A 19605-nucleotide genomic window follows, 5' to 3' on the forward strand; every position below is an offset into this window, starting at 1 on the left:
GTTCTGTCGTTAATTGAAAACGGTAAAACAGACAGCTATAAATCCATTAAGCCATTCATTTATGAACCGCGATAGGTACTATAGCCGTGTGCGCTGAGCAGTAGCGGTACATGGTAATGACCGCCATCACTGATCATAAAATCGATGACTACTTGCGGGTAAAATGCCGTGAGATTTTGCGCGTCAAAATAGGCTTGGGTCGCAAACGTCAAGGTATAACGGCCAACATCTAAATGATATTTAGCGATATCGATACTAGTATCAAATTTCCAGCTGTCAGCGGCAACTCGACCATCGGCGTTGGTGACACCTGTTGCCAATAGATAGGTCTCACCGTTTGCAGGCACGCGGTGGAGGGTGACTGCGATATCAGCGGCAGGTTTGCCAAGATGGGTATCTAAAATGTGGGAGGAGAGAGTGCCTGACATGATCATTCCTTTAATATAGTAAAAATAAGCACATTTGCTTTAAGCAGTGCCGAGTAGTTTTTGTAAGCGCAAACGGGTAATTTTATTTTGCTCAGTAGCCGCATTTAGTAGCTCAGTGGCGCGGTCGTTTGGCAGGCGTGTGAGTAATAAATCCAGCATTTCTTGCGCGCTTTTGCCCGTCGCAAAGACGATAAAGATAAAGCCAAATTTAGCGAGATACGCTTGATTGCCTTTTGCCAATGCTTCAATGACATCCATGTCAGCATTATTGGCACCAGATTGCTCATGCGCCGCGCTGTCTTGCGTATTGCGGTATTTTTCTTTTAATGAGTCAACGTTGCCGATTTGTGGATGACCATCAAAGGCCTCAAGCAAATTGGCTTCTTGGGTTTGCGCTTGCTGCCAAGCCTTGTCGCTACTGGCAAGTAAGTCGTCTATATCTGCAAAAGGGCGAGCGCCAGCTACGTCATGCGCCCATTTGCTGCTAGTGCAGCAGGTCAATAGTTTTGAGAGTGCTTCGTCTGGCGAGAGGGCATTAAATTGCGCTAGTGTTAAGCTCACGGTGACATCCTTTTCATTTAAATTTAAAACTCTTTATTCTTATGTTTAATTGAGTGATAAGTGGTTTAATAACATCCATTCTGCTTAAACCTGACCATTTGGTCAACTGTTTTATGCAAATTATTTTTATACGCTGGCGAAAACCCTGCTATATTTTCGCTAAATAAAAAATAAAATTGGCTTATCAGTGCTGTTATATGTTGCAATATGGCTACTTATTTATCCTCCTATCCAATGGTTTATCTTATGACCCAACCTAATCATACATCTCAAGCGTCCGATTCTGAGGCGCCTATTCATCGTAATCAGCAAGATATCCGCGCCCAAAATCAAGCAGTAATTTTGGCAGCTGCAGAAGAAGAGTTTGTATTACAAAGCTATCGCGGCGCTACGATGCAGGGCATTGCTGATCGGGCAGGACTACCAAAAGCCAATGTCCATTACTACTTTAAAAATAAAAAAAACCTCTACAAAATGGTTTTGCGCTCTATTATTGAAGAATGGAACGACGGTTTGGTGACAATGACCGTCGATAGCGACCCAAAAGCCGTGATAGAGAAGTTTGTACGCACCAAATTACACCAAGCGTTTGTGCATCCAAACCGTCATAAATTGTTTGCGTTAGAGGTCATCGGCGGCGCCCCATATTTACATGACTTTATGTCGACAACCATGAAAGAGTGGGCGCTTGATAAATCACAAGTGATGAAAACTTGGCATGAGCAAGGCAGAATTGGCATCGCTGACCCATTGCAGCTGTTGATTTTGATTTGGGCAACGACGCAGCGTTATGCAGAATTTGAAACAGAAATCGTCGGTCTGCTACAAAAAGACGCTTATGATAAGCAAGATGAAGCGCGCGCGGCTGACTTCTTAATACCTTTTATTCTGCGCGGTTGCGGGCTTGAATAGCGGATTTTACATAGCGCGCCATTTACTCAGCCAAGCCAGCCGCCGTTATAACGGCTAACCTTCAACCTCACTTTTCGGCAACACGCGCACAGGTTTTAGACCATCTTCTATATGTTGATCAGACGTATCAAACTCGACGCCATAGTTCTTTGGCAAAATCATATCCAACGTGATAGCGACGATACCTGACATGGTCACTGCCGAGCCAAAGATATTGCGGAACAGCTGCGGCGTTTGCGCAAAGACATCAGGAACAAACGCGATACCCATCGATAAACCAAGTGAAGTCGCAATAATCAAGATATTACGGTGGGTAAAATTCACTGTGGATAGGATGCGGATACCCGCAGTAGCAACGGTTGCGAACATCAATAGCGTCACGCCGCCAACCACAGGCTTTGGCAGCTGCGTAAAGATAGCGCCAAGGATAGGGAATAGCCCCATGGTAAATAAAATCGCCGCCACATAAAAACCCACATAGCGGCTGGCGATACCAGTCATTTGAATGACGCCGTTATTTTGGCTAAAGGTAGTGACCGGAAAGGTATTAAATACCGCGGCAATCCACGAATTGACCCCATCACCTAGCACGCCGCCTTTGATACGCTTTTCGTAGACAGGACCTTGAATAGGTTCGCCTGAAATCATTGAAGTTGCGGTCAAATCGCCTGAGGTTTCGATACTGGTAATGATATACATAAAGGCAATCGGAATAAACGCTTGCCAATCAAAGCTCAAACCGTATTTAAAAGGAATAGGGACGGTAAGTAACGGCGCTTCAGAGACTAAAGAGAAGTCAATACGCCCCATCAACATCGCCGCAAATAAGCCAAGCATCAAACCGATAAAAATAGCGCTTGAGCGAATCACTTTATTATTGACGATGCTAATCAGCACCACGCTGACCAGCACCCCGCCGCCCAGTAGTAAATTTTCCATACTACCAAAGTTTTCGGCACCAACCCCGCCCGCCAAATCAGTCAGACCTGTTTTGGTTAAAGACAAACCAATGGTGACAATGACGCAGCCAGTAACGATAGGGCTCATCAAAGATTTGAGTTTGGTGATGAACTGGCTTAAAAATATCTCGACAAATGCGCCGAAGAATGACACGCCAAAGATGACCGACAAAATCTCCTCTGGGCCACCACCTTTATTTTTTACCACAAAACCTGCGGCAAGGACGGCAGCCAAAAAGCCAAAACTGGTGCCCTGTAATGCCATCAGCCCCGAGCCGACGGGCCCTACTTTACGGGTCTGAATAAAGGTGGCGACCCCTGATACCATCAGTGACATGCTAATCAGATAGGAGATGTGCTCTCCCAATCCCAAAGCGCCACCAATGATTAAAGAGGGCGTGATAATACCAACGAAAGCGGCAAGTACGTGCTGTACCGCCCCTAAGAAAGCTTTTGCAGGAGCAGGGCGGTCATGCAGTCCATATAATAAATCAGGGTTTCCTTGAGTAACTTCACTCATTTTGGCTTTCTCCTAAAGTGACTTTTAGTCCAATCTCTGAAGGTAAACCTAAACAGCGTAGGAAAACTGATGATTTGAGAGTTGAGTCCGTGACTTAAAAAAGCCTTTCAGTAAACTCTAGATCTTCATCTTGTTTCTCTAGCTATCTAAGCATTTACTAATTTTCCAACAGAGAGTCGCACTTTTCCGTGTGCTAATAAATAAAAGCAGCTCACCATTATTTATCAATATTGCCAGATATGGTGATTAAAACCTGACTAATTAGTCAGCTATCTAAGGGTATAGCGAAAGCCTTGCTTATTGCAATGTTTTTTTGCGATTAAAATATTAATTTGTTTCATCTCGGCGATTTAACAAAACCTTAATGCGCTTATGACAAATAAAATTACGACTGCTATTAAGTACTTAATAGCAGTCGATGTTAGGTGCTGCTTAACTTTCACAATGTCGTCTATCTTATTGAATTAAATTCCTTACTTTATTTATTGCCAAATTGTTAATACTTCGTTATTATGCCTGTCATATTTCAAATGCTAATAATTATCATTAGTGTTAATCATGTTATTTCTATATGTATTTGTTGATTGAGTAGGCGTGGTCAATCAATAAAACACAAAAATTTTAATAGAAAATAAAAAGCAAAATCCCAAATTGTTTTTTTCGGACCATCTTTTTCAAACTGTCTTTCTAAAGTGGCTCTTAATTCCTTCAATCCTAATAGTAAGTAAAGTGAGTGTGTTATGCGTGAAGTTAAGTCAGCAACATTTTCTAATCAATTAACGGTGTTATCCATGACGGTTTCAGCTATTTTATGGTCACAGCTGGCAATGGCGGCGGAGGAATTGCCTAGTACCACCTTACAAACCATCACCGTAACTGCCAATAGCTCGGTACGTGAAAAGGTGCAAGAGGATGGCGTCGATGTCGAAGACTATACGCCTGCACAGCAAGCGAGCCATTTAAGCGATTTTTTAAATGTGGTGCCAGGCGTGACCATAGGTGGTACGTCAGCGGTCAACCAGCGCATTCGTATTCGCGGTCTTGAAGATAGCAACCTAAAAGTCACCATTGATGGCGCGCGCCAAGAAGGCAAGCTGTTCTATCATATGGGCGATATCACCATTGATCCTGATTTGCTCAAACAAGCGGATGTGGCAGTGGGTAACAATTCTGTCACGCTCGGTAATGATGCACTTGGCGGCGCGGTTGCTTTTAAAACGGTCGATGCCGCTGACTTACTTAAACCTGGTCAAAAGATTGGTGCCAAGCTAAAAGCAGGTTATGCCAGTAATAATGATGAGCTACTGACGTCAGCCACGGTTTTTGGCGCACCATCTGATAATGTCGATTTATTGGCTTATTATGGCAAGCGTGATACCAGCTCGGGTGAAGACGGTGAAGGCCGTGAGTTGTTTGAAGACAGTGAGAGCGAGAGCTTCTTATTAAAAGCCGGTGCTTATGTTGGTAATGACCATCATGTAGGTGCAAGCTTTAGCCGTACTGAGAAAGAAGGGATTTTCCCATTCCGTCCAGATTTTCCGAGTCGCTCTGAGCCACCAATTCCGCAACAGGTGAAGCGCGATACTTATGGTATTGATTATAAGTTTAATCCTAGCAATCCGCTGATTGATATAGATACCAATGTGTATCAGACTAAAACCCGTATTTTGCGCGATTCTGATTATATCAATGATCCAGGTTTTGATTTTAACGCGCAAGTTCAAACCACAGGCGCAAAAATCCAAAACACCAGTGACATTGCTACGAATGTTGGCACGCACAAGCTCATCTCTGGGATTGAGCACTACAAAAAAGAATCGGAGATGGAGCTCGACTTCGTTAAAACAGGGTCAGACGAGGCAACAAACACCTCTGTTTATCTAGAAGACCAATGGAGAAACGGTAAGCTCACTTTAACACCCGGTGTGCGTTATGACCGTTATAAATCTCCTGAGTTTATCGCTGGGGGCAAAACCTATGACAATGTCGTCGGTGCACTTGCTGCAAGCTATGAGATTGCACCACTAACGCAAGTATTCGCTAGCTACACACAGTTATTTAATGGTCCTGATTTAAGCCAAACCATCTTTAATTCGGACGGTGATAAAACGTATGTTAATAATGACTTAAAAGCAGAAGAAGGGTCTAACGCTGAAGTGGGAATCGTTACAACCTTACGTGATCTAACGGTCGCCGGTGATGCCCTGCAACTAAGCGGTAAATATTTTGAAACCGATATCGAAAACTATATTGAGTTTGTACGCGCAGGTAGTAGCAGAGTTGGCATGAATTGCACAACTGGGCAATTAGGTACCAGCGCTGCCCCTGAAGCCTGCCAAGGCGTCATCAATAAAGATGAAGATTTTAAAATTAAAGGCGTTGAGCTCGCCGCTGATTATAAAATGAATAACTTTAGTATGGGTTTGAGCTATTCGCGAGCGCGCAGTAAAGGCGACAAAACAGGCTATAGTATTCCATCAGTGACCGGAAGCAGCTCAGAGTCGGGTGATAAATATATGGTCAATTTGGCTTATAGTCCAACGGAGACCACAGATATTGGCTGGCGCAGTACCTATGTCGCTTCAGTAATGCCAAATACTGGCGAAAATGACATTGAAAAACCAAGCTATGACGTTCATGATATCTTTATGAACTATTCGCCAAAACAAATTGAAGGACTAAAAGCGACGGTTGGCGTTTACAATCTTTTCGATGAAGCTTATGCGAGCCACTCATCTCGCCTAAACCCGATTGATGATGTTGCTACTGACTTCGAGCCAGGTCGTAATATCAAAGCTTCTTTAACCTATCAGTTTTAAGCCTGCATTTATTTTCTAGTCGCAATAGAGCCAGCTTTTTATAAAAAAGAGCTGGCTTTTTTATCGCTATTTTTTGGCACCCAAGCTTTCTTTTTAAACATTACGCTTCGGCTATAGCCCCATTAATCCTATATATTCATAAAGAATCAGCACTCATGACTTCACTTTCCTTCTCTTCTTTTGCATCGAATCTGCGCCGTATTTGTCTTTGGATTCACCGTTATACTGGACTTGTGATGGCAGGCTTTTTAATTATGGCTGGCATTACTGGCTCGTTATTGGCTTTCCATGAAGAGCTAGATGATATGTTTAATTATAAATTGGCTCAAATTGAGCGGCAAGATGGGCCACAGCTTCCTATTGCAACCCTGCACGACAAGGTGATCGCCGCCTATCCAGAGTACAATTTTTCTAGTATGCCAACATCATTAGAAGCGGATAAATCTGCGGTATTCTCGGTCGATAGAGCCAGAGGTCAAAGCGCTAAAAATCAACCTAAAGCCCCGTTTCAAGAGGTTTATGTCAATCCTTATAACGGCGATATCGTAGGAACGCGTGATAAAGACGCGTGGGCATGGCGTAATACCATGTGGAAAGTGTTTTGGTTGCACCGTGATTTATTGCTCGGCGATATTGGTAAGCTGCTGCTAGGTTTGATTGCCCTTATTTGGACGATTAACTGCTTTATTGGCTTTTACTTGACCTTTCCTAGAGCTATTAACGGTAAAAAAGCATTGCAGAAAACTGTACCTAAAACTACGCCTAAAAAACGTGCGTCTTTTATTAAGCGCTGGCTACCGGCGTGGAAAATCCGCCGCAAAACCAATACCTTTAAGCTCAATTATGATTTGCATCACGCTTTTGGTTTATGGTTGTGGCTGATGCTATTTGTCATTGCGTGGTCGAGTGTCGGTTTTAATTTAAAATCGGTGTATCAACCCGTGATGCAAGTATTGGTCGGGTTTGAAGGTAGAGAGGGTAAAAGAGAAGAAAAAGGCAAGTCAAAGACAACAGATAAATCGAGCGAGCAGGCTATGTCAGCCGTTGCACCAATGAGCACTGAAACGGGTAGTAATACCTTTGTTAATAAAGCGAATAGTATTGCGTATTTAACTGAGCAAGCGCATATTGCTGCGCAAAAAAATGGCGTAACCGTACAGCAGACATTGGGTATCCGCAGGCTTACAGAGGAGGGGCAATGGCAAATGCGTTTTAAAACCGACAAAGATGTCGGCACTCACGGTGGTGCCTCGTCTATCACAGTGTCTGCGGCGACTGGCAAAGTTGAAAAGGTTAATTTCGGTTATCAAAGCGCATTTGGTAATAAAATCGACCAATGGTGCTCAACCTTACATATGGGACATATTGGACAGGGTAACGCTCATTTACTGTATCAAATATTTTTAGCAATGATAGGGTTGGCCGTGGCAGTTTTGTCCGCTACCGGTGTGTATTTATGGGTCAAAGCTCGTCAAAGCCGATTAAAGCAAAAATTGACCATTAAAAATAAATTTTCAAACCATTACGGAAAACTAGCTATTAAAAAGCAGTTATAAAACACCCCGTACTTAAACCGTATCGACAATCACGGGTCGGCCTTGATGGTTAAGGACAGTCACATCGACTTTGTATAGCTCTTTCATGGTTTCATGCGTGAGTACATCAACAGGCGCACCGGTTGCCAGTACGCGACCCTCTTTCATCGTCACTACCGTATCGGCAAATTGCGCCGCTTGATTGATGTCGTGCAAGACAATCACCACGGTTTTTTGCTCAGTATGACTCAATTCGCGCAGCTCACGCATCAGACGGCCAGCATGGTACATATCTAGATTGTTGAGCGGTTCATCAAGGAGTAGGTACGGTGTATCTTGGCAGACAATCATCGCAATCAGCACGCGTTGACGTTGACCCCCAGAGAGCGTCGATAAAAAGCGCTCGGCTAACGGCTCAAGCTCAAAGCGTTCGATAATTTCCTGCACTTTTTGCTGATCATCAGCCGTTGGTTGTCCTTGATGATAAGGATAGCGCCCAAACATCAGCAGCTCATGCACACGCAACCGACCTTGTACTTGGTTGTCTTGCCCAAGCATGGCTACGGTCTTAGACAGCGTTCGTGCATGACAGCTGACAATGTCATGCTCCTCATTCCCTATAACGAAACTGACCTGCCCTGATTGTAGCGGTTGCAAGCGCGCCATCACCGAAAACAGCGTCGATTTACCCGCACCATTTGGTCCTATTAAGGCAATTACTTGCGAGGGCGGTAAAGACAGGCTAATGTTATGCAGGATTTGCTGTCTGCCAATATGGTGGGAAACATTATTTATTTTAATCATAGTAGTTCTTGTTTTTAGAAAAATTTAACCGTTGCGTTTTAAAAAGTCATCATTAGCGGCGATAGGTCATAAATATGAGTAATAAAAATACCAAGCCGCCTGCCAATTCAATCACTACTGACAATACACCCGCCATGCCGAGTACTTGCTCAAATATAGTTTGACCGAGGACCAAGCAAATCATCGCCACCAAGCTGACCAATATCAGACGCTCACTGTGATACATATGGCGCGCGATACGATTGGTCAAGGCGCAGACCAGTAAGCCAAAAAAAGTTACCGGACCGACCAAGGCGGTTGCCGTAGCGACTAATACCGCAATGACCGTTAATAGCCCAAAGGCGAGGCGTTGATAGTTGATACCAAGGTTAATTGCTTGTGGTTTGCCCAGCATCAAGACATCGCATTGATAGCGCCAGCGCCAGATAAATAGCGCACTGATGACGCAAATAACAAAGCTAATGCCCAAAAGCTGCGGATTGACCGTATTAAACTGCGCGTAACTGGCCGATTGGACTACCACGAAGTCATCGGGGTTAATGAGCCGTGCAACTAGCGCTGATAAGCTGCGAAACAACACGCCAAAGATAACGCCTACCAGTATCAGCCGCGTTAAATCCTGACTGCTTTTTGAAAACAACAGTCGAAACAACAATAACGACGCGCCAAACATGAGGACGATTTCAAGGGTAAATTTGGTAATGGGGTTGATGCTGGTAAAACTAATGGTGCCTAAAAAGAACACCAATAAGCTTTGTAATAACACATACAGTGAGTCAAAGCCCAATAAGGAGGGTGTCAAAATAGGATTGTGGGTCAAGGTTTGAAAGAGCAGGGTCGATACGCCGATGGCATAACCGACGACCATTAGCGCCAGTAATTTTTTACCGCGTAATGGCAGGGCAAAGTCCCAATAGCCGTTGACGTTAAGTGTCAAAAACAGCGTCATCGAGATAAGTAAAATAATCGCGGCAATGGATTTTGGATGACCAGCGATAAAGGTCCAAAGTTTTGCTAAAAGGTTTTGACGACAAGTATCTTCAAGGCTGTCATTGTCTAAAGTAGCATTTGCTAGAGCGCTCTTTTTTGCCGAGCCAGTCTTGGTAGAATTGTCGTTTATAAAGTTATGCTTAGACGATGAGAACATGAATAAATCCTACTATGCTACCTTCAATAGTAACAACGCCAAGCTTATCTAATCAGACAACAGGACGAATAAATTAAGAAAAGTGTTAACAATCAGGCAGCGACAAGATTGCGCTAGGGCTTATTGCTCAGCAGGCGCACGTAATAACAACCATAAAAATATCACCGTGCCGACCACACCAAAAACTGTCGCCACAGGCACTTCAAAAGGATAACGAATGGAGCGCCCGATAATATCACAAAGTAGCACGGCTGATGCGCCCAAGAGCGCGACTGCGGGCAAGCTGCGACGTAGTTTATCGCCCATAATGCGGCTAACGATATTGGGTACGACCAAACCGATAAAGGGAATCATACCAACGGTTACGACGACGACAGCGCTCATCATCGCCACCATGCCAACACCAAGCCACGTCACTTGTCGTTTACTAATCCCCAAGTTTAGCGCGATATTATCGCCTAAACCGACGATGGTCAGTTTATCGGCGATAATATAAGCCAGCACGCATAGTGCGCCCGTCAACCAAAGCAATTCGTAACGTCCAGCTAATACCGAAGAGAAGTCGCCAAATTGCCAAACGCTGAGCATCTGTAGCGATTCCGTTTGGTAGGCGATAAAAGTGGTTATCGCCTCGATAATGCCACCAAAGACAATACCGATCAGTGGAATCATCAAAAAATCCGTCGGCGGAACGCGATGTATCAGCAGCATAAAGAGCATCATGCCCGCGACTGCCGCAATAGTTGCGACACCCATTTTGACCAGTAGCGCGCTGGCTGGGAACAATAAACTGACTACCAGTAATCCCAATGCGGCGCTTTGGGTTGCCCCAACCATCGAGGGTTCCACGAAGCGGTTTTTCAGCACCACTTGAATAATCATCCCAGCCACCGCCATCGCGATACCCGTCAAAATAATGGCAACGGTGCGCGGAATACGGCTCACCAACATTAATGAACTATCAGAGTTGGCGCTTTGACTGATAAGGCTTTGCAAAATACCTGACCACGAAAAATCTGCTACACCAATGGATAAGCTTAATAACACCAAAAGCCCCATAATAATGAGGCTGGCTGTGTTTATTAACCACGGCGGTATCGCAGCGCGGCGCTGTTTATCACGGGCGTAGCGGCTGCCACTACTTGCACTCGGCTGCCAGCTTGATGGCGCAGCTGGCAGAGTAGAGCTGGTTTTAACGCTGGCTTGAGCACGAGGTGAAAATAATGGCATAACGGCTACTGGCTTACGAATAGGGTGTGAAAAATTTTATGGATAGCAACTGTCATAAGCAACAGCTGCTACTTGTATCTTGTATAGCGTCAAAATTTATTTTGCCTTAGTAAAGGCGTTTTTAATCGTCGTTAAATCCTGTAGCCACTGATAATAACCACCAAAGGCTAAGTAAGAGTCTGGGCTTAGATACACTACCTGGGCTTTATCCCACGCAGTGGTTTGCGCCACCAGTGGGTTGTCCAATACGGCTTTGGCACCCGCACCATCTTCACCGATTGCAGCGCTACGATCGACGACGAACAACCAATCTGGATTGGTCTTTTGTATGTATTCAAATGAGATAGGCTGACCGTGACGCGCATCAGTGATTTTATCATCTGCCATTGGAATATCTAATACGCTGTGAATAAAACCATAACGCGACTTATCACCATAGGCTGACAGCTTATTGCCATTGACCATAACCACCAAGCCTTTGCCTTTATTTTCTTTGGTTAAGGCTTTGGTCTCGTCAATCAGCGTGTCAATATTGCCTTGCAATTTCACTGCTTGATCGCTTTTGCCAAATAACGCACCCAAATCGTGTAAGCGCTGCTTGCTTGACTCATAAATATTTGCCGTATCGATGCTCATATCCAGCGTGGGAGCGATACTCGATAGCTCATTGTGTTTTTCTGCCATACGCGAGCCGATCAAAATTGCTTGCGGCTGCATGGCGTTCAACGCTTCAAGATCAGGCTCAAATACCGTGCCGACTTCTTTAGGATCAGGATGTACTTTTGACTGTAAGTTATCTAAAAGTAGCCCACTTGGCATACCGTCAACCGCTACGTCAAGCGCCGCCAAATCTTGCATCAAGGTCATATCATAAACGACCAATGGTGATGGATTCATGGCCAAATCGACTTTACCTTTTACCGTATCAACTGCGATGGTCGCAACAGAAACGTTGTCATTTTCAGCCACATTCGAGGCCGCATCAGCCGTTTGGTTTTCAGCTTTGGTTTCTGTTATCTCATTATCACTTGAATCAGGCGAACTACAACCTGCTAAGCCAACACTAGCAATGAACGCGGTCATCATGGCGGTCAATAATGGACGTTTAACAAGGAGGCTTGCGGTACGATTAGAACATAAAGTAGTAGTCATAAATAACTCGGTATATCAAAGGTTTGGTTGGTATTGTTATAAGAATGCTAAAAAAACAGCAGAATAATGATAAAAAATAGCGGCTTTATAATTAAAGTTTTACGATCATTTGCTATTTTCACTATAAAAACAATTGCCATAATAAAGTAATTGAGACTTATTATCAATATTAACGATAATGGTTTTTATTAACTGACTTTTCATTCATTAAATTTTTAGTTTTAAACAACTTTGCTCAAGAACTTTGCTTAAGATAGGCAGTAAAAAAATGGAGAGATTAATAATTTACTATTGATAATAGTTATCGTTTGCATTATTATCTACGCTATTCTATCACGGTTAAATGTTAGGGTGTTATGAGTTCAACGGATTTAGAGGCGCCACCACTTAGATTGATACTTATCGCTATTATTTTAGTGGTCGGGCTACACCTGCTTACCGCAATCGCTTTGGTGATCATCAAAGCGCCTACGCTTAAAGATGAGCCCATTAAAGAGACGCCGCCGCTTGAAATCCAAATGGTCACATTACCTACTCAACCCATCGAAAACGTGGTTACTGAGGTAGAGGAAGTGCCGCAAAGTAAAGCTGAATCTATACCAACGTCTAAACCCGAACCCAAGCCTGAACCAAAAACGCAACAAAAAATGAAAGCGGTTACGCCAGTAGATCCAGTAGTAAGAGAAGAAGAACCAATCGTTCAGAAAGAAAAACCTGTACAGACGCCGCCTATAAAAGAACTACCTGTAAAGAAAAAAATAGAAGACAAGCCACCAGTTATTGATAAGTCAGTCGCTGACGAACAGCGCCGTATAATAGCTGCGCAGGCAGAAAAGGCAGCGCAACAAGCGGAAAGACAAGCGCAAGCAAAAGCGCTGCAAGAAGCGCAGGCGCAAGCGGCTCGTGACGCTCAAGCGCAGGCAGACGCCAATGCCGCTAGAGAGGCGGCGCAAAAAGCAGCGCAGGCAAAGGCTGAAAGAGAAGCAGAAGCCGCTGCTCGAGCAAAAGCAGAGGCTGCAGCCAAAGCTGCGGCTGCGGCAAGTAATGAGCCTGTCAATTTTACCGCCAGTGCTGCGAACTGGGCATCGGCGCCAAACTTTAGCTTTCCTGACCGCGCCGCTCGCCGCGCCCGTTCGGGAGATACGCTCAACGTGGTGTTGGTATTAAGAGTCAATAAACAAGGCGGTATCGATAGCGTACGTGTGGCCCAATCGTCAGGAAATCCGCTGTTAGATAAAGAAGCACAGCGCCAAGTGCGTTCAGGTAAATTCAAGCCCTTTACCAAAAACGGCGCGCCAGTGGTCGGTAATGTCACCCTGCCAATTGCCTATGCGGTTCCTTAAATATAAAAGACTGGGTGTAGAAAAGCGCATTTATACAAGCAGATATAAAACAACCGACACATACAAAATATAGTGAAACACAGCGAAATATAGCAACGAGGTACGAAAATAGATATCAAAACTCGTACTGCTAACAATCATAAAATGACAAGTAACGACATCCCACATTAAGGAGTCTGATATGGACTTTACAACCTACTGGCAATATAGCGATATGGTGACCAGAACCTTATTCTTTTTGCTTCTTGTTTTATCTATTGCCTCTTGGGTGACGGGTATCATTCGCATATTGCAAAGTCGCAAACTGGCAGCTAGCGTCGCCGATGATTTGAGTGCGCAGATTCATAGTAAGCAGGTCAGTTTGGTTGAAAGCGATGCCGCGTCTCGGCGTTTGGTGATTGAGCAGACGTTACTCAAGCACATCGGTCGCTATCGTTTTGCCAGTGAGCGCGGTTTGCCGATACTTGGTACGACAGCAGCAATCGCGCCGTTTATCGGTCTGTTTGGCACGGTGTGGGGTATTTTCCATGCGCTGCATAATATCGGTGTCAGTGGTCAAGCAGGATTAGGACAAGTCGCAGGACCTGTCGGTGAGGCCCTTATTATGACCGGTTTAGGGATTGCTGTTGCGATTCCGGCGGTGGTGTTTTATAACCTTGCGATACGTATCAATCGCCGCGTCATGTATCACGCCAATGATAGAGCGCATGATTTATTGGCACAATCTAGCGAGCTTGCTGCAGTGCAACAAGCGCCAATTCAAAAGCCAGCAGTCCAACGTGATACTACTAATCAAGTAACGCAGTTAACGAAGCAGTCAAATGCAGATAAACAAGCTGAGCATTATCATAAATCCGCACCATCGCAGTTGTAGTGATGGTTCAGTAGAGATAATAAGCCAAAAAAGCACGAGCAGAAAAGACGACAATTAACGGTATTGAGAACAATTATGGCATTTCAATTGGGTGACGATGACAGTCAAAGCATGAATGAGATGAATCTTATTCCGCTTATCGATATCATGCTGGTATTGATGATTATCTTTTTATTGACAGCGACCGTACTGAATCCAACGGTGCCATTGGATTTACCGAAAACCAGTGCCGAGGTCAATGAAACACCGCCCGAGGCGATTCAAATTAGCATCGATAAAGATGCAGGTTTGTTTTGGGATGACAAGCCTATCAGTATAGAAGCATTAGAAGTGCGTCTGCAAGAACAGTCGGCGAATGGCAAGGATCCTTCTATCCAGCTGCGTGCCGATAAAGAAAGTAGGTATGATACCGTGGCGCAAGTGTTGGCGGCAGCCAGTCAAGCAGGATTAACGAAGGTGGCTTTTGTTAACGAGTAAGGTTTAAACGACTGATTAATACAGTTGAGCAGTAAAAATAGTTTTTAAAACAATAAGCTAGCAAGGTAAATAAGTAAGCTTAGTAATAAGAAAATAACCACGACAATAACAAGAATAATTAAAATAATAAACTTTCTCTCCCGCCTCGCTTGGGCAACCTTGCGAGGTTATCTTTTTTTAGCAACCCTTCAATTTAGTATATTGTATGGCATTCGGTGGGTCATATAGTGAGTGAAAAGTAATATCGATACATCACGCGCTGCTGATATCAATTTTTCTTGTTTGCTGTGCCTACGCAGACAGAGGCTACAAAAAATTGATATCAGCAATACCGTCGCGTTTTCAGGATGTTTTGACTGTATAGCGACCATTAATCATAGTAATTACCAACCATAACCAAACGGGCGATAACCGTAGCCAAAGCGTCCAGGTCCATAACCGAACGGATAGGGCGAGCGCAGATAATCAAGGTCGCGCTGGCGCATATAATAGTAGCGTCCTTGTGCGTAGGCTTCCTCAAGTTTTTCGATGCCTTCGAGTGGACAGACAGGCTGCCAATCATAACCTTCGCGGCCAAGTTTATAGGCATTGAGCTCAGTGCAGTAGTTTTTTAGACCTTGCTGACGACCTTGCTCCCACAATACGCGGTTTGGCGTTGCGCCAACGACACTTGCACATTGATTGGTATAATTGCCAAAGTAAGCACCCGAGCGCCCGTGAAGTCCATCGACATAGCCGACTTCTTGCCAGTTACTATTTTGGCATTGTTCAGGCGTCAGACTTTGGGTGGTCGCGCAGCCCGATAAAGTCAGTAAAGCTACGCCTACTAGCGAGATGGTCAGCCCAGATTTACCTATAAGTTTGCCGACACCTTTACTTACTGATGCAGCAGTCGATGAGTTTTGTTTAATAAGATAATTCATAATAAACCTGCGCGCGTTTAAAATTATGGTTTATCATAGCACCTTTTTAGGCGACCAACTTTTTGCATCTTGTTATCGGATCAGTGGTTTTATGTACTAAGTATTTGATATGCCACTATAAATAGCAAGGCGTTGGTAAATATCAGGTGTGCCTAGCAGCTAGCCCTTTATAGAAGATAGTATTTACGAGCGTTTGTTTTTTAAAGGTTTACGCTCATTATAAGCGACTAGATAGTCGCCGTTTATATTTAAGCTGTTATATAAAGAGCCACGCTGATAGATTATTCAGCCCGTTTTAATCACTAGCACACCATTAATTTTGTTAAAAGGTCAGACTGTTATGGGAATGTGGATTGCGATCGCCATTGTACTATTTGTATTAGGGAGTATGATGGCGCTTAAACCTAGCGGTATCGACCAGCGTTTGGATAAGCTGCGTATGACGGCGCGCCGTTTGCAGCTCAATCCCAAGTTAGTTACTTGCCCTGATTGGGTAAAAGGCCGTGACAATGAGTATGGTCGCGGCATGATTGGGCAATATGGTTTGGTGCTCGATAATGTCAAGCTGCCATTAACTCGCTATCAGGTGCTAGATGGACAATGGCGTCCGGCAAGTAACGCCAGCAGTAGTGATAACAATAGCAGCGACAATAAAAGCTTACCCGTACAAGCCAATTTTAGCTTGGATAAAGAACCTTTAGCGCTGCCAGCCAGCATCGAGCCATTTGTAAAAGCATTATTGGTGAGGTCGAATAGCATTGTTATTTATTGGGAAGATATTGCTTATGTGCGTCCGGCGACCAATCCTGCTTATCAGCAGCAAACGATTGAAAGCGACTTATTAATCATGAAAGAGAACCTTGAGAAATGGGCATTACAGATGCAAAAGTCGGCATAAAAAACGCACGGTGCTAGTAAAAAATTTTTTCGTCTCCATAAAGAGGCAATATGCAAGTCCTTTTGGCAAACTCTCAGTCATTTTAAGTTGACAGCTTAACGCTTTGCAGTGTAACGTCTTTATAACTGTATCTATGCGTTATGGTTATTGTTTGTTTTATAACCGTTTTTATCGGCCGCCATTACTACAATAATTCGCTGAGCCATTATAACTAACTATTATAAATTGCCAGCTGCCGAGTTTATCCTTATTTTAATTTACTTATTATGGTGTCGTCACTTATGGCAAAAACCGCAACCAAAAAAAGCCCAGCCACGGCAAAAGACCAACCCAAAGGCAAGTCTTTGGTGATTGTAGAATCACCCGCCAAGGCAAAAACCATTAATAAATACTTAGGCGACGACTTTATCGTCCGCTCAAGTATCGGTCATGTCCGTGATTTGCCAGTGGGCGCGAGCAAAAGCGCGAAAAAGCCAGCCGCGAGTAAAAAAGATGACAGCCTAAGCAAAGAAGAAAAAACCCAGCAGGCATTGGTACGGCGCATGGGCGTCGACCCAGAACATGACTGGGCGGCTGTCTATGAAGTATTGCCTAATAAGACTAAGGTTATCAAAGAGCTAAAAGCCTTAGCCAAAGACGCTGACAAAATCTATCTGGCGACGGATATGGATAGAGAAGGGGAAGCGATTGCTTGGCATCTCAAAGAAGTTATCGGCGGCGCAGACAGTAAATATGAGCGCGTGGTCTTTAATGAGATTACCAAATCCGCCATTCAAAATGCCTTTAAACAGCCCTCAAAGCTCGATATTGACCGCGTGAACGCGCAGCAAGCGCGGCGCTTTTTAGACCGCGTCGTTGGTTTTATGGTATCGCCGCTACTTTGGCAAAAAGTCGCTCGCGGTCTGTCAGCTGGTCGCGTGCAGTCGGTCGCCATGCGTTTGGTCGTCGAGCGTGAACATGAGATTCGCGCCTTTATTCCAGAAGAATACTGGCAGATTCACGCCGATACTCATGTTGCTGATAGTAAAGCCAAGAAAGCGGCAGACGCTGAGCACATTGCGATTCGTCTAGAGGCAACCAAGCAAGACGGCAAAACGCTAAAGCTTGTTAATAAAGAGCAGACCGATAAAGTCCTAGAAGTTCTTAATTCAAACGACTTTATCGTGAAAGAGCGCGAAGAGAAGCCAACGCAGTCGCGTCCGAGTGCGCCGTTTATCACCTCGACATTGCAGCAAGCTGCCAGTACGCGCTTGGGCTTTTCAGTTAAGAAAACCATGATTTTGGCGCAGCGTTTATACGAAGCTGGTCATATTACTTATATGCGTACCGATTCGACTTTCTTGTCTGGTGATGCATTAGCCGCCGTACGTGGCTATATCGAAGACAGTTATGGCAACAAATACGTGCCAGAAAAGCCAAACTTCTATGGCAATAAGCAAGGCGCACAAGAGGCGCATGAGGCGATTCGTCCGTCTAACGTCAATATGAAATCGACGCAGTTAAAAGGCGTTGAGCGTGATGCCATTCGTCTATATGAGCTGATTTGGCGTCAGTTTGTCGCTTGTCAGATGACGCCTGCGAAATACTTATCCGTGAATCTATTTGTCGCTGCCGGCGATGTTGAGCTAAAAGCACGCGGTCGCACCCTAGTGTTTGATGGCTTTACTAAAGTCATGCCACCAGCGAAGACTGACGATACTTTATTACCTGATGTCAAACAAGGTGATAAGTTAACGCTCGATAAGCTCGATCCGAGTCAACACTTTACCAAGCCGCCACCGCGTTACACAGAGGCAAGCCTTGTCAAAGAGCTTGAGAAAAAAGGCATCGGTCGACCTTCGACTTATGCGTCTATCATCTCAACCATTCAAGATCGCGGTTACGTGAAGCTTGAAAACAAACGTTTATTTGCTGAAAAAATGGGCGATATCGTCACCGACAGATTGACCGCCAGTTTCCCAGATTTGATGGATTATACCTTTACCGCTGCGCTAGAAGACAAGCTTGACCATGTTGCTGAAGGCGATACCGACTGGAAAGATGTCCTCGATAACTTTTATGGCGACTTTAAAAAGACTCTAGATCGTGCCAAAGAAAAAGATGGTATGCGTCCGAATGATCCAACCGATGTGCCAGACGTCCATTGCGATATTTGCGATCGTCCGATGCAACTACGTACCGGCTCAACGGGTGTATTCTTAGGCTGTACTGGCTATAATTTACCGCCAAAAGAGCGCTGCAAAGGTACCAAGAACTTGATGCCAGTCGAAGCGTTTGCCAATCTTGATGATGGCGACAGCGATGATGAAGCAGCCGAAGTTAAAGATTTGATGGAGAAAAAACGCTGTCCGAAATGCGGTACGGCCATGAATGGCTATATCGTCGATGGTGGTCTAAAGCTGCACATCTGTGGTAATAATCCTGATTGCGACGGCTATATCCTAGAAGAAGGTAAGTTTGAAGTACCGGGTTCAGATGCGCCAACCATCGACTGTGATAAATGCGATGGACAGATGGAACTAAAAACCGGACGTTTTGGGCCATACTTTGCTTGTCAGAAATGTGATAACACGCGTAAGGTGCTTAAAACCGGTGAAGCGGCACCGCCACGTATGGAGCCTATCCATCTGCCGGAGCTAAAATCGACCAAACATGATGATTACTTTATCTTGCGTGAAGGGGCGGCTGGGATGTTCTTAGCCGCGTCTAAATTCCCAAAAGTACGCGAAACCCGTCCACCAAAGCTGGCTGAGTTACGCGAAATCAAAGATAAAATGGAAGATAAATTCCAGTATCTGTTTGCAGGTCCAGATGAGGATCCAGATGGCAATCCAACCATTCTACGTTGGTCACGGAAGAAAAAAGAGCAGTATATTGGCTCTGAGAAAAACGGCAAAGCCACCCGTTGGGGCGTGTACTGGCGTAATGGCGAGTGGGTAGAAGAGTAAAATCTTTCGCCTTTAGATCAATAATGTATAGTCATAAAAAAACCTCTTAGATTATCTAAGAGGTTTTTTGCTATT

The 19605-nt window shown here is 44.5% G+C and carries 16 protein-coding genes; 8 read left to right on the plus strand and 8 right to left on the minus strand.

The annotated features are described in order from the left end of the window. Positions 1–59: 59 nt before the first annotated feature. Both uraH and uraD read right to left on the minus strand, forming a co-directional pair. Entirely contained in the window at positions 60–428 is a 369-nt protein-coding gene (gene uraH, locus FOR85_RS05040) for a hydroxyisourate hydrolase (protein ID WP_068407216.1), read from the minus strand. A 39-nt stretch (positions 429–467) separates the two neighbouring features. Then, a complete protein-coding gene (gene uraD, locus FOR85_RS05045; protein WP_144296996.1) occupies positions 468–989 on the minus strand; it encodes a 2-oxo-4-hydroxy-4-carboxy-5-ureidoimidazoline decarboxylase in 522 nt (173 codons plus the stop codon). A 246-nt stretch (positions 990–1235) separates the two neighbouring features. Here uraD and FOR85_RS05050 point away from each other — a divergent pair, with 246 nt between their 5' ends. Continuing rightward, entirely contained in the window at positions 1236–1901 is a 666-nt protein-coding gene (locus tag FOR85_RS05050) for a TetR/AcrR family transcriptional regulator (protein ID WP_144296997.1), read from the plus strand. Between the two features lie 54 nt (positions 1902–1955). Here the strand turns inward: FOR85_RS05050 and FOR85_RS05055 are convergent, their stop codons facing one another. Continuing rightward, complete coding sequence (locus FOR85_RS05055) at positions 1956–3380, minus strand: uracil-xanthine permease family protein (RefSeq protein ID WP_144296998.1); 1425 nt, start codon at positions 3378–3380, stop codon at positions 1956–1958. A 740-nt stretch (positions 3381–4120) separates the two neighbouring features. Between FOR85_RS05055 and FOR85_RS05060 the strand changes: the two genes are divergently transcribed. Then, a complete protein-coding gene (locus tag FOR85_RS05060) occupies positions 4121–6199 on the plus strand; it encodes a TonB-dependent receptor domain-containing protein (RefSeq protein WP_144296999.1) in 2079 nt (692 codons plus the stop codon). A 155-nt stretch (positions 6200–6354) separates the two neighbouring features. After that, the gene (locus tag FOR85_RS05065) at positions 6355–7755 is read left to right on the plus strand and encodes a PepSY domain-containing protein (RefSeq protein ID WP_144297000.1); all 1401 of its coding nucleotides are present in this window, start codon (positions 6355–6357) and stop codon (positions 7753–7755) included. Between the two features lie 12 nt (positions 7756–7767). Here the strand turns inward: FOR85_RS05065 and FOR85_RS05070 are convergent, their stop codons facing one another. The 4 genes from FOR85_RS05070 to FOR85_RS05085 form a co-directional block, all read right to left on the minus strand. Beyond that, entirely contained in the window at positions 7768–8538 is a 771-nt protein-coding gene (locus FOR85_RS05070) for an ABC transporter ATP-binding protein (RefSeq protein ID WP_144297001.1), read from the minus strand. A 52-nt stretch (positions 8539–8590) separates the two neighbouring features. Then, positions 8591–9685, minus strand: a complete 1095-nt coding sequence (locus tag FOR85_RS05075; protein WP_144297002.1) for an iron chelate uptake ABC transporter family permease subunit — start codon at positions 9683–9685, stop codon at positions 8591–8593. 120 nt (positions 9686–9805) lie between these two features. Next, on the minus strand, positions 9806–10915 hold the full coding sequence (locus FOR85_RS05080; protein ID WP_223808516.1) for an ABC transporter permease: 1110 nt from the start codon (positions 10913–10915) through the stop codon (positions 9806–9808). Positions 10916–11011: 96 nt separating this feature from the next. Then, the gene (locus FOR85_RS05085) at positions 11012–12067 is read right to left on the minus strand and encodes a siderophore ABC transporter substrate-binding protein (RefSeq protein WP_144297003.1); all 1056 of its coding nucleotides are present in this window, start codon (positions 12065–12067) and stop codon (positions 11012–11014) included. A 356-nt stretch (positions 12068–12423) separates the two neighbouring features. Here FOR85_RS05085 and FOR85_RS05090 point away from each other — a divergent pair, with 356 nt between their 5' ends. The 3 genes from FOR85_RS05090 (at position 12424) to FOR85_RS05100 (ending at position 14761) form a co-directional block, all read left to right on the plus strand. Next, positions 12424–13410 (plus strand): energy transducer TonB, encoded by a 987-nt coding sequence (locus FOR85_RS05090; RefSeq protein WP_144297004.1) that lies wholly within the window; start codon positions 12424–12426, stop codon positions 13408–13410. A gap of 181 nt (positions 13411–13591) precedes the next feature. Further along, positions 13592–14284 carry a MotA/TolQ/ExbB proton channel family protein gene (locus FOR85_RS05095; protein ID WP_068407190.1) on the plus strand — a complete coding sequence of 231 codons (693 nt, stop codon included), beginning with the start codon at positions 13592–13594 and terminating at the stop codon, positions 14282–14284. A gap of 75 nt (positions 14285–14359) precedes the next feature. Then, positions 14360–14761, plus strand: coding sequence for a biopolymer transporter ExbD (locus FOR85_RS05100; protein ID WP_068407187.1), 402 nt, complete (start codon positions 14360–14362; stop codon positions 14759–14761). A gap of 383 nt (positions 14762–15144) precedes the next feature. On the opposite strand, the gene FOR85_RS05105 is transcribed toward FOR85_RS05100, so the two are convergent. Beyond that, the gene (locus tag FOR85_RS05105) at positions 15145–15684 is read right to left on the minus strand and encodes a DUF2799 domain-containing protein (protein ID WP_144297005.1); all 540 of its coding nucleotides are present in this window, start codon (positions 15682–15684) and stop codon (positions 15145–15147) included. A 340-nt stretch (positions 15685–16024) separates the two neighbouring features. On the opposite strand from FOR85_RS05105, the gene FOR85_RS05110 reads away from it, so the two are divergent. After that, on the plus strand, positions 16025–16582 hold the full coding sequence (locus FOR85_RS05110; RefSeq protein WP_144297006.1) for a hypothetical protein: 558 nt from the start codon (positions 16025–16027) through the stop codon (positions 16580–16582). Between the two features lie 281 nt (positions 16583–16863). Next, complete coding sequence (gene topA, locus FOR85_RS05115; RefSeq protein ID WP_068407179.1) at positions 16864–19530, plus strand: type I DNA topoisomerase; 2667 nt, start codon at positions 16864–16866, stop codon at positions 19528–19530. Positions 19531–19605: the final 75 nt, after the last annotated feature.

This window comes from Psychrobacter sp. YGAH215 (genome assembly GCF_007280595.1).
GTDB lineage: Bacteria > Pseudomonadota > Gammaproteobacteria > Pseudomonadales > Moraxellaceae > Psychrobacter > Psychrobacter faecalis.

Coding starts and splice junctions, on each gene's coding strand:
- uraH (WP_068407216.1), bottom strand. CDS start 428: ATGTCAGGCACTCTCTCCTCCCACATTTTAGATACCCATCTTGGCAAA.
- FOR85_RS05050 (WP_144296997.1), top strand. CDS start 1,236: ATGACCCAACCTAATCATACATCTCAAGCGTCCGATTCTGAGGCGCCT.
- FOR85_RS05055 (WP_144296998.1), bottom strand. CDS start 3,380: ATGAGTGAAGTTACTCAAGGAAACCCTGATTTATTATATGGACTGCAT.
- FOR85_RS05060 (WP_144296999.1), top strand. CDS start 4,121: ATGCGTGAAGTTAAGTCAGCAACATTTTCTAATCAATTAACGGTGTTA.
- FOR85_RS05065 (WP_144297000.1), top strand. CDS start 6,355: ATGACTTCACTTTCCTTCTCTTCTTTTGCATCGAATCTGCGCCGTATT.
- FOR85_RS05070 (WP_144297001.1), bottom strand. CDS start 8,538: ATGATTAAAATAAATAATGTTTCCCACCATATTGGCAGACAGCAAATC.
- FOR85_RS05075 (WP_144297002.1), bottom strand. CDS start 9,685: ATGTTCTCATCGTCTAAGCATAACTTTATAAACGACAATTCTACCAAG.
- FOR85_RS05080 (WP_223808516.1), bottom strand. CDS start 10,915: ATGCCATTATTTTCACCTCGTGCTCAAGCCAGCGTTAAAACCAGCTCT.
- FOR85_RS05085 (WP_144297003.1), bottom strand. CDS start 12,067: ATGACTACTACTTTATGTTCTAATCGTACCGCAAGCCTCCTTGTTAAA.
- FOR85_RS05090 (WP_144297004.1), top strand. CDS start 12,424: ATGAGTTCAACGGATTTAGAGGCGCCACCACTTAGATTGATACTTATC.
- FOR85_RS05095 (WP_068407190.1), top strand. CDS start 13,592: ATGGACTTTACAACCTACTGGCAATATAGCGATATGGTGACCAGAACC.
- FOR85_RS05100 (WP_068407187.1), top strand. CDS start 14,360: ATGGCATTTCAATTGGGTGACGATGACAGTCAAAGCATGAATGAGATG.
- FOR85_RS05105 (WP_144297005.1), bottom strand. CDS start 15,684: ATGAATTATCTTATTAAACAAAACTCATCGACTGCTGCATCAGTAAGT.
- FOR85_RS05110 (WP_144297006.1), top strand. CDS start 16,025: ATGGGAATGTGGATTGCGATCGCCATTGTACTATTTGTATTAGGGAGT.
- topA (WP_068407179.1), top strand. CDS start 16,864: ATGGCAAAAACCGCAACCAAAAAAAGCCCAGCCACGGCAAAAGACCAA.